Source organism: Amycolatopsis nivea (genome assembly GCF_004522235.1).
GTDB classification, from domain to species: Bacteria; Actinomycetota; Actinomycetes; order Mycobacteriales; family Pseudonocardiaceae; genus Amycolatopsis; species Amycolatopsis nivea.
In genome coordinates, this window is sequence record NZ_SDLT01000010.1 from 78,715 (window position 1) to 94,470 (window position 15,756).

Annotated in this window: 18 protein-coding genes; 10 read left to right on the plus strand and 8 right to left on the minus strand. The window is 68.6% G+C overall.

Annotation, left to right across the window (positions count from 1 at the left end; all coding sequences use genetic code 11):
- Positions 1-2 precede the first annotated feature (2 nt).
- Together EIZ44_RS14380 and EIZ44_RS14385 are read left to right on the plus strand one after the other, a co-directional pair.
- Positions 3-683 (plus strand): TetR/AcrR family transcriptional regulator, encoded by a 681-nt coding sequence (locus tag EIZ44_RS14380; protein WP_134729024.1) that lies wholly within the window; start codon positions 3-5, stop codon positions 681-683.
- Positions 680-874 (plus strand): ferredoxin, encoded by a 195-nt coding sequence (locus tag EIZ44_RS14385; RefSeq protein WP_134729026.1) that lies wholly within the window; start codon positions 680-682, stop codon positions 872-874. The genes EIZ44_RS14380 and EIZ44_RS14385 overlap by 4 nt, the downstream gene beginning before the upstream one ends.
- Positions 875-949: 75 nt before the next feature.
- Here EIZ44_RS14385 and EIZ44_RS14390 read toward each other — a convergent pair whose 3' ends face one another.
- From EIZ44_RS14390 to EIZ44_RS14405, 4 genes are all read right to left on the minus strand, one after another.
- The gene (locus EIZ44_RS14390; RefSeq protein WP_134729028.1) at positions 950-1,750 is read right to left on the minus strand and encodes a tetratricopeptide repeat protein; all 801 of its coding nucleotides are present in this window, start codon (positions 1,748-1,750) and stop codon (positions 950-952) included.
- Between the two features lie 212 nt (positions 1,751-1,962).
- The gene (locus tag EIZ44_RS14395; RefSeq protein ID WP_205673145.1) at positions 1,963-3,399 is read right to left on the minus strand and encodes an MFS transporter; all 1,437 of its coding nucleotides are present in this window, start codon (positions 3,397-3,399) and stop codon (positions 1,963-1,965) included.
- Between the two features lie 69 nt (positions 3,400-3,468).
- Entirely contained in the window at positions 3,469-3,780 is a 312-nt protein-coding gene (locus EIZ44_RS14400) for a hypothetical protein (protein WP_134729030.1), read from the minus strand.
- A gap of 155 nt (positions 3,781-3,935) precedes the next feature.
- Entirely contained in the window at positions 3,936-4,796 is an 861-nt protein-coding gene (locus EIZ44_RS14405; protein ID WP_134729032.1) for a helix-turn-helix transcriptional regulator, read from the minus strand.
- 22 nt (positions 4,797-4,818) lie between these two features.
- Here EIZ44_RS14405 and EIZ44_RS14410 point away from each other — a divergent pair, with 22 nt between their 5' ends.
- The 3 genes from EIZ44_RS14410 to EIZ44_RS14420 all read left to right on the plus strand — a co-directional run bounded on the left by EIZ44_RS14410 (position 4,819) and on the right by EIZ44_RS14420 (position 8,059).
- Positions 4,819-5,343: an AMP-binding enzyme gene (locus EIZ44_RS14410; protein WP_240691299.1), complete on the plus strand. Its 525-nt coding sequence runs from the start codon at positions 4,819-4,821 to the stop codon at positions 5,341-5,343.
- 239 nt (positions 5,344-5,582) lie between these two features.
- Entirely contained in the window at positions 5,583-6,755 is a 1,173-nt protein-coding gene (locus tag EIZ44_RS14415; protein WP_167754122.1) for an aromatic ring-hydroxylating oxygenase subunit alpha, read from the plus strand.
- A complete protein-coding gene (locus tag EIZ44_RS14420; RefSeq protein WP_167754123.1) occupies positions 6,752-8,059 on the plus strand; it encodes an MFS transporter in 1,308 nt (435 codons plus the stop codon). The genes EIZ44_RS14415 and EIZ44_RS14420 overlap by 4 nt, the downstream gene beginning before the upstream one ends.
- Here the strand turns inward: EIZ44_RS14420 and EIZ44_RS14425 are convergent.
- Complete coding sequence (locus EIZ44_RS14425) at positions 8,053-9,099, minus strand: LLM class flavin-dependent oxidoreductase (protein WP_134729040.1); 1,047 nt, start codon at positions 9,097-9,099, stop codon at positions 8,053-8,055. The genes EIZ44_RS14420 and EIZ44_RS14425 overlap by 7 nt on opposite strands.
- Positions 9,100-9,304: 205 nt before the next feature.
- On the opposite strand from EIZ44_RS14425, the gene EIZ44_RS14430 reads away from it, so the two are divergent.
- On the plus strand, positions 9,305-9,781 hold the full coding sequence (locus tag EIZ44_RS14430; protein WP_134729042.1) for a hypothetical protein: 477 nt from the start codon (positions 9,305-9,307) through the stop codon (positions 9,779-9,781).
- On the opposite strand, the gene EIZ44_RS14435 is transcribed toward EIZ44_RS14430, so the two are convergent.
- Entirely contained in the window at positions 9,762-10,289 is a 528-nt protein-coding gene (locus EIZ44_RS14435) for a hypothetical protein (RefSeq protein ID WP_134729044.1), read from the minus strand. The genes EIZ44_RS14430 and EIZ44_RS14435 overlap by 20 nt on opposite strands.
- A 266-nt stretch (positions 10,290-10,555) precedes the next feature.
- Positions 10,556-11,062: a hypothetical protein gene (locus EIZ44_RS14440; RefSeq protein ID WP_134729047.1), complete on the minus strand. Its 507-nt coding sequence runs from the start codon at positions 11,060-11,062 to the stop codon at positions 10,556-10,558.
- Between the two features lie 376 nt (positions 11,063-11,438).
- Here EIZ44_RS14440 and dctA point away from each other — a divergent pair, with 376 nt between their 5' ends.
- Genes dctA through EIZ44_RS14460 form a run of 4 tightly spaced genes read left to right on the plus strand, consistent with a single transcriptional unit; the run spans position 11,439 to position 14,938 of the window.
- Positions 11,439-12,743 (plus strand): C4-dicarboxylate transporter DctA, encoded by a 1,305-nt coding sequence (gene dctA / locus EIZ44_RS14445; protein ID WP_134729049.1) that lies wholly within the window; start codon positions 11,439-11,441, stop codon positions 12,741-12,743.
- 16 nt (positions 12,744-12,759) lie between these two features.
- Positions 12,760-13,263 carry a carboxymuconolactone decarboxylase family protein gene (locus EIZ44_RS14450; protein ID WP_134729051.1) on the plus strand — a complete coding sequence of 168 codons (504 nt, stop codon included), beginning with the start codon at positions 12,760-12,762 and terminating at the stop codon, positions 13,261-13,263.
- Positions 13,260-14,060: an SDR family NAD(P)-dependent oxidoreductase gene (locus EIZ44_RS14455; RefSeq protein ID WP_134729053.1), complete on the plus strand. Its 801-nt coding sequence runs from the start codon at positions 13,260-13,262 to the stop codon at positions 14,058-14,060. The genes EIZ44_RS14450 and EIZ44_RS14455 overlap by 4 nt, the downstream gene beginning before the upstream one ends.
- Positions 14,060-14,938 carry an amidohydrolase family protein gene (locus tag EIZ44_RS14460; protein ID WP_134729055.1) on the plus strand — a complete coding sequence of 293 codons (879 nt, stop codon included), beginning with the start codon at positions 14,060-14,062 and terminating at the stop codon, positions 14,936-14,938. Before EIZ44_RS14455 ends, EIZ44_RS14460 begins: the two co-directional genes overlap by 1 nt.
- Here EIZ44_RS14460 and EIZ44_RS14465 read toward each other — a convergent pair.
- Positions 14,935-15,705: an IclR family transcriptional regulator domain-containing protein gene (locus EIZ44_RS14465; RefSeq protein ID WP_134729057.1), complete on the minus strand. Its 771-nt coding sequence runs from the start codon at positions 15,703-15,705 to the stop codon at positions 14,935-14,937. The two genes, EIZ44_RS14460 and EIZ44_RS14465, sit on opposite strands and share 4 nt — an antisense overlap.
- Positions 15,706-15,756: the final 51 nt, after the last annotated feature.

Consider the following 15,756-nt stretch of genomic DNA (forward strand, 5'->3'; position numbering starts at 1 on the left):
TCATGAGGAACAACGCCGCCGACCGGGACGCGCCGGTTCGGGCGCACGCGACCCGGGAGCTGATCCTGACCGCTGCCGAGCGCCTGTTCGCCGAGCACGGGATTCTCGCCGTGTCCAACCGCCAGGTCAGCGAAGCAGCCGGACAGGGCAACAACACCGCAGTCGGCTACCACTTCGGCACCAAAACCGATCTGGTCCGCGCGATCGCGCGCAAACACTCCGCCGCGATCGAGGAACGTCGGCAGTGGCGGCTGACCGAGATCGGCGAGAGCGCCGACCTGCGGGACTGGCTCGACTGCCTGGTGCGTCCACTGGCCGAGCATCTGGCCGCGCTGGGCAGCCCGACCTGGTACGCCCGGTTCGCCGAACAGGCCATGGCAGATCCGACGCTGCGCCCGATCGTCGTGGAGGAATCCCTCTCGTCCCCATCGCTGGCGCGCATCGTCGAAGGCCTGCAGCAACGACTGCCCGACCTCCCGCCCGAAGCGGCCGCCGAACGCAGCGACATGACCCGGACTCTCTTGGTCCACCTGACCGCCGAACGCGAACGCGCCCTCGCCGAGAAGACCACCACCCCGCGATCCGACTGGAACGACGCCGCCACCGGCCTGATCGACGCGCTGATCGGCCTGTGGCAGGCACCGGTCACCGCCTCGCCGAACGAAAGGAAGAAACGCCGATGAAGGTCACCGTGGACGAAGCGAAGTGCTGCGGCGCGGGCACCTGCGTGCTGCTCGCGCCGGAAGTGTTCGACCAACGCGAGGACGACGGCATCGTGCTCCTGCTCGCCGAACACCCCGGCGAAGAACTGCACGCGACCGTCCGCGAAGCCGCCACCGTCTGCCCCGGAGCCGCGATCTCCGTGGACGCGTAACCACTGTCTATAGTGGACACTGAGTTCGCGCTGCGCGAGATCTCTGCCGCGCCGCCTGATCGAGACGGACGTGTCTCATTCGTCGAGGAGGTCTGAGAACTTCTCCAGAAGTGCGCGCGCAGCCTTGGCGACTCGGGGATTGTCGGTTTCCGCGGCCCGGCGCAGCCATACGACCGCCTCGGTGCGTTCGCCTCGCTTCAGCTGGTCGGCGGCCAGCCAGAGCATGCTGTCCGGTGCCGCGAACTCGTCGTGCTCGACCACCTGGAGATGCCAGCGCGTGGCTTCTCCCTGATCGCCACGTTCGTCGGCGATGAGGCCGAGTTCGTGCATCGCTCTGCTCACTGCTGACGGGGCCGCGGAGTCTGCGGCCTGCCGCAACCAGTGCTCGGCGGTGTCAAGGTCGTGGTTCTTGTGGGCCAGCGATCCCAGCCAGAACAACGCCTCGGGGACCGTCCCCGGCTGGCCGGACTCGACGGCCCGGCGAAGCCACTCCGCAGCTTCCTCGTCTTCGCCGCGACTCTCCAGAACAAGACCGAGCCGCAGCGCGGCACCGGGCCCCACCTCGGGTTCTCCGCTCTCGGCAGCTAACCGGAACCAGTGCGCAGCCTCGTCCTGGCGACCTTGCCGCTCACGGATCCCGCCGAGCCGCAGCATCGCCATCGGGGCATGGACCGGATCCTCGGTGGCCAGCGCCCGCCGGTACCACTGTTCGGCATCGGCCAACTCGCCCCTGCCCTCACAACGGTAACCGAGGACGGTCATGGCATGGGCCGCGTCACGGGGATCCGGACCGTCGACGGCTTCCCGCAACTCCCACTCGTCCAGATCGGCCCAGGGCCGCGGTCCGCGCTTACGTTTCGGCCCCCAGCGTTTCATCTTGGAAGGTTATTCCCGGCTTTCCGGACATACAAGGCTGATCGAACGCCAGGCAACGACGAGGCACGGCGACGGCCGGCTGCATCGAGGGTGTTGGCTTCTCGGCCGTATCTCCATCTTTTGTCCACCCGAATCGGCACTCCTTTGGCCAGCGGCTGGATCTGGTTAATTGCCAGCTGCTGTCGTTTGGGGCGACGCTGCGACCTGCTCATTCAGGCCGGTGCTGGAGCCGCGGCACTCGGCTTCCGGCGCAGCGCCAGCCACAGGAGAGCGCCGGCGGCGATCAGCGCGAAGGCGTCGACGGCGATCGCTACGTGGATGCCTGACAGCTCGACCGCCGGTCCGCTCCCGCCCTCGACGACCGCGGTGAACACCGCGCTCATGAGCGGGATGCCGATGGCGATGCCGACCTGCTGGCTCTGTGTGGCCATTCCGGTCGCCATGCCCTGTGCGTCCGTGTCGACCGCGGAGGTGGAGATGAGCATGAAGGAAAGCATCGCCAGCATCGAGAAGATCGCGTTGACGAACTGCGCGGCGACGACGACGGCGAGCCAGCCGTTGGTCGCGGCCATCCAGATTCCCGGCAGCATGAACACGCCTTGGCCGAGCAGCGCCATGCCGAGCATCGTGCGCGGCGAGACCTTGGCCAGGATCTTCGGGCCGATGCTGCCGCCCAGGATCTGGCCGACTCCGATGCCGAGAAGCACGAGGCCCGCGACGAGCGGCGAATGGCCCAGGACGTTCTGGACGTAGAGGGCCGTGAAGAAGATCAGCGCGGTCTCGCCGCCGAAGATGAACAACGCTGCCAGGTTGCCGAAGGCGATGTCCGGCCGCTTCAGAATGGCAACCGGGACGAGGGCGTCCGCCGTGCGGCTCTCCACCATCCAGAAAGCGACCAGCAGCACCGCAGCGAGTGCCAGCGAGAGGATCGCCGTAGTGTCCAAACCAGACTCCGCGGCGCGGGTAATGCCGTAGATGCCGGCGAACAGGCCGGTGGTGATGAGCACCGCGCCGGGCACGTCGAGCTTCTGGCGGTTCTCCGCCTTGTTTTCCGGGACCACCATCGGAACAACGATGATCGCGGCGATCGCCACGGGAATGTTGACGAAGAACGCCCAGCGCCACGAAAGCAGGTCGGTCAGCACACCGCCGAGGATCGAGCCCACCGTGAAACCAGAACTCATCATCACGCCGTTGAGGCCCAAAGCCTTGGTGCGCAAGGAAGGTTCGGTGAAGGCGGTGGTCAGCATCGCCAGCGCGGCCGGGGTGATCGCGGCGGTAGCGAGGCCCTGGAGCGTCCGGGCGACGAGCAGCAGCGCGGGCGAACCCGCTATCCCGCCGACGATCGACGCGACGGCGAGCAACGCCATCCCGGCGGTGAAGATCCGCCGCCTGCCGAAGTAGTCGCCTACCCGGCCGAATACCAGGGTGCAGCCGGCCGCGGTCAGCGCGAACATCGTGGTGATCCACTGCAGGTCGCCGGCGAAGAAGCCCAGCTCCGCGCCGACGCGGGGCAGCGCGACGTTCAGCACGGAGAAGTCCGCGGCCATCATGAACTGGGAAGCCAGCAGGACCACCAGAACCGTGAGCTGGCGGCCGGTCATGCGGGCCGGCCGCAAGGGAGCAGCAGGAGCCGTATCGGTCGTCATGCCGCCAGGTTCGGGCCACCGGCGGGATTTAGCCAGCACCCTGCCGTGACTACCACTGGCAGTGCCAGGCTAATCAGGAGTGGGTTCGCGCCACAGATCATGCGCGGTGCCGCGGGAAACGTGCTCCTTGCAGCCCTGCAGCTTCTTGGTGATCAGGTCGAGGCAGCCGGTGAATTCGGCGAGCTTGTGGATGGCGGCCAAGAACGCTGTGGTCCGCGTGCGCAGGTCGTGCTCGCGTGGGTGCTCTCGTGGCCCGCGGAAGAGATCAGCGAGTTGTCTGGGCTGAGCCTCGTCGACGTCCTGAAGCTCCTGCCCGTCCGGGCGGCTGTGCTGTTCACCTTCGCCGACGGTGAGGCCGCCGTGCTTATCTCGCCCGGGCACAAGCGCCCAAGGTTTTCCGCGAGGAAACCGAACGCCCCGGCCTAGGCGAGGCAAGCGCGAGGTGGAGAACGTACTTCCTGGTGCCGCACGGGAGTTCCCCCTGGGCCGTCGCGGCTGTCGAAGTCGGTTGAGTCCAGGCAGCGCCTCTGATGGCTTCAGCGCGAGTAGACCTGCTTCAGATCCACCGCGAGCAGCTTCAACGCCGCGTCGTGCGGGGAGCCCGGTTCCGCGTGGTAGAACTTGAGGATGTTGCCGTCGCCGAGTTCGGCGGACTGGTACATCAGGTCGAGTTCGCCGACCACGGGATGCCGGAAGGCCTTCGTGCCCACCGTGCAGTTGCCGACGGTCTGACCGACCCAGAGGTTCGAGAACTCTTCGCTGCCCATGGTGAGTTCGCCGATCAGCTCGGCCAGCCGGGTGTCGTGCCGGTGGTTTCCCGCGATGTACCGCAGGTACGAAACGTTGTACTCCGCCTCCCGCGACCAATCCGCGTACAGTGCCCGCACGTTCTCGTCGAGGAAGTTGAGCTTGATGATGTTCGGCCGGTCCTCGGCCGTTTCCGGTGCCGCGAAACCAAGGTGCGGGGCGAACAGTTTGTGGAACAGCGAATTCCACGCGAGGATGTCGCACCGGAAATTCAGCACCGCGACGGCCGCGTCGGCCAGCACGTCCACCAGCATTCGGGTCTGCGGGCTCACCTCGTCGGTCATGGCCTGCTTGACCGGCCTGGCCGGTGCGGCGGTGCCGATTTTGAGCAGGTACTCCTCCTCGTCGGCACTCAACTCCAGCGCCCGCGCGATGGCCGACAGAACCTCGGGCGACGCGTGCGCCGTCTGTGCCTGTTCGAGGCGCGTGTAATACGTCGAGCTGACGCCCGCCAGCGCCGCGACCTCTTCCCGGCGCAGTCCCGGCACTCGCCGCGTGCCCCGGCCGACCAGCCCGATCTGACCAGGCTGGATGCGTTCCCGCATGCGGCGCAGATAGCCGCCGAGGTCGGTGTTCACGTGCTCCGGCATGTTTCCATTCAAGAAGGCCGGTGTGGAGCGGTCAAGCGCCCTCCAGTTGCTGTGTGCGGGCCCGTGGGTCGCGGCGGAGTATTACCGGGTCGGTGACCGCTCCTCGTTCACCGAGGACGGCTGGTTACGCACCGGCGACGTCGCCACAGTCGACCCGCTGGGGTATGTGCGGCTTGTCGACCGGACGAAAGACCTGGTGAAGTCGGGCGGCGAGTGGATCAGTTCGGTCGAGCTGGAGAACGCGATCATGTCGCATCCCGAGGTCGCCGAGGCGGCGGTGATCGCCGTGCCGCACCCGAATTGGGTCGAGCGGCCGCTGGCCTGCGTGGTCGTGCGCCCAGGGGAGACGCTGACCGCGGCGGACGTGCTCGCGCACTGGGAAAGCCGGGTCGCGAAGTGGTGGCTGCCCGACGCGGTGGAGTTCGTCGACGAGGTGCCGAAGACGAGCGTCGGCAAGTTCGCGAAGAAGGCGCTGCGGGAGCAGTTCGCCGGGTTTCAGGTGCCGGCGGTTCCGGCCGAGACAGAAGAATCGAGAAATAGCAGCTGATTCCGCGTCCTGTTGTCGAATTTTCTACTCAAAACGTAGCGAGCGAGGGAGTTCGACGGCCGACTCGGAGCCGACGGCGAACACCATGCACTGGTCGCAGTGAGTGAATGTCCACCAGGGTGCTTGCCCCGGTGCTCCGCTCCCTCCTAGGGTTGGGCGCGCTGGGGAAAGGCATTGGCGATTCTGGGCGGAATCGGCGTGGCCGTCGAATCCCGCCCCGCCACCAAAGGGGAGCGACTGTGGTGCAATTGCCGGACATTTTCGATGCGCAGAACTACGCTCGAGTGCGCAGTGCGCTGCCGGAAGCGCAGACCATGCCGCACTGGTGCTACACCTCGCCCGAATGGCACCGCCGGGAAATAGACGCTATTTTCCGTCCCGCTTGGCATTTTGTCGGGCTGGCTTCGATGCTGCCTTCGCGCGGCAGTTTCCTCACTGCCGAGACGCTCGGCCAGCCGGTGCTGCTGGTCCGGTCGGACGAGGGGATCCGGGCGTTCCGGAACAGTTGCCGGCACCGCGGCTCGATTCTCCTGGAGGAAGCCCAGGGGACCTGCGGCGGCATCCGATGCCAGTACCACAGCTGGGTGTACAGCCTCGACGGAAGACTGCTCCGGGCCCCGGGGACCGAGGGGTCGACCGCCTTCGACCCGGAGCGGCACGCGCTCACCGGTCTGCGCTGGGCCGAATTGGAAGGACTGCTCTTCGTCACCTTCGACGAGAACGCCCCGCCCGTGGACGAGTATTTCGGCGATTTCGCCGAGCGGGTGGCCAGGCCTTACCGGATCGCCGAAATGGCGTGCGTGCACCGGCGCAGTTACCATCTCGCCTCGAACTGGAAGCTTTACGTCGAGGTGGACATGGAAACGCTCCACACCAAGCACATCCACCGCGGGTCGATCGGCGAGCAACCGGTCGTTTCGCCGCCCACCAGCGGCGAGTGGATCACGGTTTTCCACGAAAACGACCACACCCCGGCATTGGCCCCCGGCGAGCGGCACCTGGGTTTCCCGGCCACGCCCGGAATCAGCGGCGCGGCGAAACGCGGCACCCATTTCTCCGTGCTCGCTCCCGGGTTTTTCCTGGTCACCGCGCCGGACTGCATGTGGTGGATCCAGAAATACCCGGAGACGCCGACCCGGACCCGGGTCGACGTCGGCTACTGCTTCCCGCGCTCCACCGTCGAGCGCCCCGACTACGCCGAGGTTTCGGCCCGCTACATCCGCCGCTGGGACCAGGTCGTGCGCGAGGACGACTGGATCACCGAGTTCCAGCAGCGCGGCCTTCCCGGCAGCACGCCCGGCTGCTACACGCCCGAGGAACACGTGGTGCACCGCCTGGACAACTGGATCCTGGACCGGGTGCTCGGCACGGCGGGCGACCGGGTCCCGGCCGCGCAGGGGGTGCCCGGGTGAGGACCGGCGAGGCCGCGCCCGCGGAACTCCGCCGCGGGTTCCGGCGGGCGCGGGCCGGGTCGACGGCGCTGCTGCTGGCCCTGTTCACCATCGGGTTCTTCCAGCGGTTCGCGCCGGCCACGTTCGCCGAGCCGATCAGCGCGGCGTTCGGCGTTTCGGCGGCGCAGCTCGGACTCTTCGCCGCGGGCAATTTCTGGGTGTACACGGTGATGCAGGTCCCGGTCGGGCTGCTGATCGACCGGTACGGCACGCGGCTGGTGGTCGCGGTCGGCGGGGCGGTCACCTCGGCGGGGACGCTGCTCCTGGCCTGGGCGCCGGGGTTCGGCCTCGCGGCGGTCGGCCCGCTGCTGGTCGGGCTCGGCACGTCCGGCATCTTCGTCGGCCTGCTGAAGAGCAACGCCACCTGGTTTCCGGAGCGCCACTACGGGGTGGTCACCGGCATCACGATGTTCGTCGGGAACCTGGGCAGCATCGCCGCGGAGGGGCCGTCCGCCCTGCTGCTCACGGTGTTCACCTGGCGGTCGATCTTCCTGGTCGTCGGCCTGCTCGCGGCCGCGACGACGGTGCTGGTCCTGGTCGTCGTGCGCGATTCGCCCGAGGCCGCCGGATACCCGGACGTGCTTCCCCGGCCCGCCGCGCCCGCCGAGGCCGAACCGGCGAACGGGCGGCACCGGCTGCGGTCCGCGCTGGCGAGCAGGCAGGTCTGGCTCGTCTTCTTCGCGGTGATCGGCACCAACGGCACCTTCTACGCCTTCTCCGGCCTGTGGGGAGTGCCGGTGCTGACCGACAGCTTCGGGCTGAGCAACGCGGCCGCGTCGGCGTACACCACCATCGGCTTGGTCGTGTACGGCTGCGGCAACATCCTGCTCGGCCTCCTCTCGGACCGGCTGGGCCGGCGCAGGCCGGTGATCCTGGTCTGCTCGGCCAGCGCGGTGCTGGGCTGGGCCGGGTTCGCGTTCCTGCCGTGGTCGCCGGGCTGGTCGGCGGTGGTGCTTTACGCGCTGGTGGGACTCGCCGGAGCGCAGGTGGTGCCCGCGTTCGCGGCGGTCAAGGAATCGACCGCGCCCAGCGCCGCGGCGACCGCGCTCGGAGTCGTCAACGTCGGCGCGTTCCTGGCTTCCGGGGTGATCCAGCCGGTCTTCGGCTGGATCCTCGACGCCCGTCCCGGTTCACCGGCCGGGCTGAGCCATCCGGTGCTCGCCGACTACCGGTGGGCGCTGCTCGTCCCGTTGGCGCTGAGCGTGGCCGGGGCGTGCTGTGCGCTCGCGGTGCGGGAGACCTTCCGGCGCGGCCCGGATCACTGACCTCCCAGCGCGTCCGCGACGGCCAGCAGCGCCGCCCGGGAGCGTTGCGTGCCCTCCGGATCGCCGAACCGGCCGATGTCCTGCACGATCACGTGCTGGCACCCGGCCTCGGCGTACTCGCCCAGTTTCTCGGCCACCTGCTGGGGAGAACCGTGCAACACCGCCTCGCGCACCAGCGCGTCGGGGATGCCTGCGAGGATCTCCGGCACCTGCCCGGCCGGGACTTCGTGCGGCACATAGGCGTGCGGCAGCGGGTACTCGGCACCGTGCGCGGCGAACGCCGCCCGGCCGCGATACAGCGCGACGGCCCGAACTTCGGGGCGGCGCAACAACTCGGCGCTTTCCGCGGCGTCGCTGCCCAGCGCGGCCCAGAGGAACAGACAGGGCCGGACCGCGTCCGGGTCCCGGCCGGCCGCGGCGGCCTCCTCCCGGATGGCGGCGAGGCTCGACCGGTACTGCTGCACGGGCAAGCTGGTCGGGAGCCAGCCGTCGCCGTAGCGGGCGGTCAGCCGGAGCATCTGCGGGCCGTGCGCCGCCACGTACAGATCGAACGGCGACAACGCGGTCAGCGGCAGGTCCGGGCCCTCGGCGGACAACCGCCCGTCGTCGCGCAATGCGGCCAGGTCGCGCAGGGCGGGCCGGAGGTAGTCGAGCCGTCCGGTCCGTTCGCGGCCGGGGTGCAGGCCGAACGGGCGGAGCTGCCCCGGGTCGCCGACCCCGAGTCCCAGCACCATTTTCCGGCCGCCGAGCCAACTCGTGGTGGCGGCGGTGTGCGCGAGCGAGACCGGGCTGCGCCGCACGGGATCGGTGACGGCGACGCCGAGCGGTACCCGGCTCGTCGCGGCCGCGCCCGCCGCCAGCACGGAGAACGGCTCCAGCAGCAGGTGCGGATCGGTCTCCTGCGCCCCGCGCGGCGCCCAGCCCTGGAGGTGGTCGAGCATCCACGCGCCCGCGACGCGGGGTTCGCTGTCGGCCCACCGGATGTCGTCCAGCGGATCGGCTTCCGGACGCACCGAGATTCCGGTTCCGAGGGTCAGCACGGGCCACTCCCTGGCACGTCGGCGGCGTTTTCGCGGAGTCGCCGATTTTTCCGGCCCGTGCCGCCGATCGCAACCGGGCGGCCAGCCGCCCCAGCCTGGCGTCCTTCCGGGATCAGCTGGCACGCGAGTACAACGCTCGCCTGACCGTGGCCGCGATACTTCGCTTCCGAGCGGAGAACTTCACCAACACGGCGGAGAGAACACCATGCTGAAGTCCCACCAGTTCCGTCTCGCGATTCGGCCGGTCGGCGAGCCGCGCGACGGCGATTTCGAGCTCGCCGAGGCGGAGCTCCCGCCGCTCGGGCCGGGCCAGGTTCTGCTCCGCACCATCTACCTATCGCTCGACCCGTACATGCGCAGCCGGATGAAGAACGTCAAGTCCTACGCCGCGCCATGGGAGATAGGGGAGGTCCTGCCGGGCGGCACGGCGCTGCTGCTGGGCTTCGTCATGCAGCTCGGCGCGACGGGCAACCTCGTCGGCGTTTACCTGGGGAGCGTGCTGCAGGAAGTCGGCGTGACCGATGGAGATCGCTTCAGGCGACGGGATTGTTTCGCGCAGCGCGGATCCGATCGCCGCCGGAGTTTTCGCGGATCGCGCGCTGACGGCATACGGCGCCCGTTTGAACCCGACCTCGAGTACGTATGCCCGTTGGCTTCCGCAATTAGCTTCCCGGTTCGATGAATTCGAGAATGCTCGCGTTGATCTGCTTTCCGCAGACCGGGCACAGCTGTTGGTACTTGTGCGCACTCGATCGCTCGACCGGGTCGGAAAACAGCGGTATCACCTGGTTGAGATCTACCACTCGCAGCGGCGACCCGCACGCCTCGTGACTGATCCCGGTGGCTTCTCCGACGACGGCGCCGGCGAAGTCCGCATCGCGCGCGGTGCCCGACGACACGCGCTCGTCGAGTGCGGTGAGGTCGCTTCCGTCGCTCCAGTGAAGGTAAAAGCACCCCAGCGGCTGGCGCGGCACGACCCTGACCAGGATGCGGCGCAGCCGGGGATGATGGGCGAGCAGCCGGTCGTCCGATTCGGTGAAGTTGCCGATCGGCTCGTCGGACGAGATCCCCCGGCCTTCCGGGAAGTATTGGACTTCCCAGTTCCGGAACCTCACCGTCCGCCCGCCCACAACCCCACCTCGATCAAATCCGGCGTCAAGACTTCGCTCTGGCCGGTGCCGGGCAGGCATTGCCTGATCCCGTCACCAGGATTGATCATGGCATGGCACGCCGAACCGCCTCGGGCGAAGCACCTCGCCCTGCCCCGGGCCGGTGGTGAACGAGACGATTGATCTGGGTCCGAAGGCTCGCCGAATTCCTGTTCCGAACTCGGCGTGCGGGGCGGAGGAGTTGAGCGGCCGCTGGCGGGGCCGTCGTTATCCACGCGACGGAACTCGCGCCTGGCCTGGGACAGGCTGCTGCAGTCACCCGCCCCGCCTCTGGTCGAGGTTCCTGTTCAGCCGCCGATGGTGAGCGTGATCGGTGCGTGTGCCCGGTCGGCTGGGAGGAATTGGTCTCCGCGGTGGGAGATGGTGAGTACGTAGGAGGGGAGTCCGTCGGGGACGTCGTTGACGGTGAATCCGAGTTGGCATCCAGTGACAACATTTTGGCCGTAGAGGTAGCTGGTTTGCGCGGTTCCGCTGGTGATCGAGCCGGTTGCGATGACGTGGCCGGCGCCGTCGGACACTTTGACGGCTGTGCCTGGTGTGAGGTCGGAGTACCCGCCGGTTCCTTGGCAGGCGCTGTCCGTCGTTCCGGTGCCGTCCGTCCGCACGCCGGACAGGTCGCTTTCGATGGTGAGGACACCGGTCAGCACGAACGTCTTCGCTGGCGGCGCGGTCAACGACGACGGGATCCCGAGCGACATGCCCGAGGGTCGCGTGGCGAAGTACGTGATGGTCGCGGTGGCCGCGAGGGCGAACACCAATGCACCGGCACCGGCGACGAGGCGGGTAGTGGTCATGTCGTGCTCCAGTCGTTCGGACTGTTCTGGAGCAGTCGCACAGGGCGGGGTGCGTGTTACCGAGGAGATCCGGCGGCGGTTCGGTCGTCCTTTGGTGGCGTTGGGTGCTGCGTGTGCGTTGCATCAGCGCGGGGCCGGTCGGGAGCGGTGTTGCGACGCCATCGGCGGCGCTTGGTTGCGCAGCCGTCGTCGGCAGCCAGAGAGGAAAAGCGGCCGAAAACGGGAACATTCCGAAGCTCGCGCAAGGCCGATGACCGTGCTGCGCGCTGTGGCGTATCGGTAACTCTCGGCTGCGAGGTTGACCTGTTCGGGGGCGGTACTCATACTGTGTTCGTCAGACGCGCAAATGTGCGACAGGCGAACACGAGGGACGAAGATGTCAACCGGATCGTTGCTACGCACCGCCTTCACCAGAAAGCTCTATCTGACAGTTCTGGTGTCGATCGTTCTCGGGGCGATCCTGGGGCTCGCCGCCCCGGGCGTCGGCGCCGCGCTCCAGCCCGTCGGTTCCGGGTTCATCGAGCTGATCCAGATGCTCATCGCCCCGATCGTGTTCTGCACGATCGTCACCGGCATCGCGTCGGCGGGCGAACTCGCGAGCGTCGGCCGCATCGGCATGAAGGCGCTGGTCTACTTCGAGGTGCTGACCACGGTCGCGCTGGTCGTGGGTCTCCTCGTGATGAACGCGTTCAAGCCGGGCAGCGGCATCCACGCCGATCCGGGCGCTCTGCACCTGTCCGGTACCGCGCAGCAGTACGCGCGGGCAGGCGCGTCGCAGCACTGGTACGACTTCCTGGTCAACATCATCCCGAACACCCTCGTCGGCGCCTTCACCGGCGGGAACGTGCTCCAGGTGCTCCTGGTGTCGATCCTGTTCGCGGTCGCGGTCAAAGCGCTGGGGGAGCGCGGCGCGCGGGTGGTCGAGGCGGTCGAGCGCATCGGCGAGGTCATGTTCGGCATCGTCAAGCTGGTCATGTACCTGGCCCCGCTCGGGGCTTTCGCCGCGATGGCCTACACGACCGGGAAATTCGGCGCGTCCACTTTGGCCAGTCTGGGCGGCGTCGTCCTGTTGTTCTGGGCGACCGGAATCGCCTTCTGCCTCGTCGTGTTCGGAGCGGTCGCCCGGCTGTGCGGAATCCGGATCCTCAAGCTGTACCGCTACTTCAAAGACGAACTCCTGATCACGCTCGGCACTTCGAACTACGAGGTCGTGATGCCGCAGCTGATGCGCAAACTCGAGCATCTGGGCTGTCCGAAGCGGATCGTCGGCTTGGTCGTGCCGTCCGGATACGCGTTCAACGGGGACGGGGTGTGCCTGTACCTCGGGTTCGCCTCGCTGTACATCGCGCAGGCCTTCGACGTGAATCTGTCGATCTGGCAGCAAATCGGGCTGCTCGCCGTCTTCATGATCACCTCGAAAGGCAGCGCGGGCGTGGCCGGCGCGGGGTTTGTCATTCTCGCCGCGACGCTGTCCGCCACCGGGACCGTTCCGATCGCCGGGATCATGCTGGTGCTCGGCGTCGACCGGTTCCTCTCGACGATGCGCGGCCTCGTCAGCCTGTGCGGCCAGATGCTCGGCAGCGTCGTGGTGAGCCGGTGGGAAGGCGTTTTCGACCGCGAGCGGGCTCGCCGGGTCCTCTCCGGTCGCGAGACGGTCCGCGAGACCGTCGCAACGGAATAGAAAAGAAAGGAAATACATGGCCAGGCTGGACTACGTGGAGACGGCGGGCGAGGTCGCCGACCGGATCCGCGCGCGCCGAGGGGGGCGCCTGACCCCGCTGGACCGCATGCTGCTGCACAGCCCGCCGTTCGCCGACGGCTGGAACAGCCTGCTGGGCGCGATCCGAGGCCAGGGAACGCTTCCGGGCGATCTGCGGGAGCTCGCGGTGCTGCGCGTGGCAGCGCTCAACGGCGCGGACTACGAATGGGCAGCACACGAACCGGTCGCGAGGAAAGAAGGAATGACCGCCGAACAGGTCGGGGCCTTGCGCGTTGACGGGGACACCGCGTTGCTGGACGAGCGGCAGCGGGCCGCGGTCGCCTACACGGACGCGATGACCGAGAACGTCAGCGTTCCGGAGGAAGTTTTCTCCGCTCTGCACAAGCATTTCGACCCGCGCGAAATTGTCGAACTGACGGTGACCGTGGGAGCGTACAACCTGGTTTCCCGGTTCCTCGTCGCGTTGGAGGTGGGCGCATGACCGGCCGGTTGGAAGGCAAGACCGCGATCGTCACGGGCGCGGGCAGCGTCGGACCCGGCTGGGGCAATGGCCGGGCCGCCGCCGTCTTGTTCGCGAGGGAGGGAGCGCGGGTCTTCGCCGTGGATCTCAAGGCCGAAGCGCTGGCCGAAACCGTCCGGACAGTCGAAGCGGAGGGCGGAGTCATCCGCACGCACCTGTGCGACGTGACCAGCAGTTCGGCGGTCGCCGCGATGGTCCGGTCGTGCCAGGAGGAGTTCGGCCGGATCGACATCCTCGTCAACAACGTCGGGGGTTCGTTCAAGGGCGGTCCGGTCGAACTGTCCGAAGAGGACTGGGCACGCCAGCTCGACTACAACCTCACCAGCGTTTTCCTCACCTGCAAGCACACGATCCCGGTGATGAAAGCCCAGGGAGGCGGCGCGATCGTCAACACCGCGTCCACCTCGGGCACGCGCTGGACCGGTTCGGCGCAAGTCGGCTACGCGGCGGCGAAGGCGGCAGTCATCCAGTTCTCCAAGGTGACCGCCGTTCAGCACGCGCCGGACGGCATCCGCGTCAACACCGTGGTGCCCGGCCAGTTGCACACCCCGATGGTCGAGGAACGCCTCGCCGGCCAGCGGGCCGGCGGAAACGTGGAGTCCTTGCTGGCACAGCGGCAGGCGCGCATCCCGCTCGCCTTCGCGGGCGACGGCCGGGACACCGCTTACGCCGCGCTGTACCTGGCATCTGACGAGGCCCGGTTCGTGACCGGGACCGAGATCGTCGTCGACGGCGGGATGTCCGCGAGGTGCGACTGATGAGCGACCCGCGCAACCCCGGCCCGGATCCGAACCCGCACGCGCCGGCGACCCCGTTGCCCGCCAACGCGTGCGACGCGCATTGCCACGTCTTCGGCCCGGTCGCCAAGTTCCCGTACTCCGAGGACCGGACCTTCACCCCGCCGGAAGCGCCCAAGGAGGACCTGCGAGCGCTGCACCGGCTGCTCGGCTTCGAACGCGCCGTGCTCGTCCAGTCCGCCTGCCACGGCGACGATCACGCGGTTCTGCTCGACGCGCTGGAAGCCGGGGCGGGCCGGTACCGGGGAGTCGGCCTGATCCGGCCGACGACGCCGGCAAGCGAGGTGAAGCGCCTGCACGAGGCCGGGGTTCGCGGGGCCCGCCTGCACTTCACCCCGCATCTCGGCCCCGCGCCGTCGCGCGCGGAGATCGACGCCGTAGTCGCGTTGATCCGGCCCTTCGGCTGGCACATCGCCCTGCACGTCGCGGGAACCGGAGTCGCCGATCACGCGGAACTGGTGCGCTCGCTGGGCGTTCAGGTCGTGATCGACCACATGGGACGGATCGATCTCCGCGACGGGCTGGACAGCGAACCGGTGCGGTCGCTGCTGCGGTTGCTGGAGAGCGGGCCGGTGTGGGTCAAGCTCAGCGGAGCCGACCGGATCGCCACCGCGCCGCCGGACCTGGCCGACTCCGCCGCGCTCGCCCGGCTGCTCGCCGCCGAGGCACCGGAGCGGGTGGTGTGGGGCACCGACTTCCCGCACCCGAACACGCACGGTTTCGTGCCCAACGACGGCGATCTCGTCGACCTGATCGAGCAGATCGCACCGGACCCGGAGGCCAGAGAACGCCTTCTCGTCGCGAACCCCGCGCGGTGCTTCGATTTCCCGGCGGGCTAATGCAGCCGTTCGATGTCGCTGCTGATGCCGCGGGCGGTCTCGAGCAGCCGGGGCACGAACCGCTCGTGCAGCTCCTCCAGCGAGACGCGGGCCGCGTTGACCGACACGTTCAGCGCGGCCAGCGTACGCCCGCCGGCGCCCCGCACCGGGGCGGCCGCCGAGCGGATGCCTTCCTCGCGTTCGCCGTCCACCACGGCGAAACCCCGGTCGGCGACCCGGCGCAGTTCGGCCCGCAGCCGCGCCGGGTCGGTGATCGTGGCGGAGGTCAGCTTTTTCAGCTCGGTCGTGTCCAGATAGGACTTCAGCTCGGGTTCGGGCAGCGCGGCGAGCAGCACCCGTCCCATCGAGGTCGGGTAGGCGGGCAGCCGCGACCCGACGTTCAGCGTGATCGTCATCGAACGGGACGCGGGAACCCGCACCACGTAGACGATCTCCGGACCGTCCAATGTGGCCATCGAGCACGACTCCCGGAGCTCGTCGGCGAGCGCGCGCATGCGGGGCTGTGCGTGCTCCCAGAACGGCAGGGCGGCGAGGTAGCCGTAGCCGAGGCGCAGCACGCCGGCGGTGAGGCGGAACCGCCGGTCGTCCGTCTCGGCGAATCCGAGGCGTTCGAGCGTGAGCAGGATCCGCCGCGCCGTGGCCCGGCTGAAGCCCGTGGCCGCGGAAGCCTCGCTCACCGTCATCGCCGGCCGGTCCGCGGAAAACGCCTGCAGCAGCTGGAATGCCTTCGCCACCGAATCGATGACGTCGGGGTCCTCTCTCGACACTGCCGCTCCTCGCCGTGCTCGCCGCTTGGCCGGAAGCCTACTGGACGACAA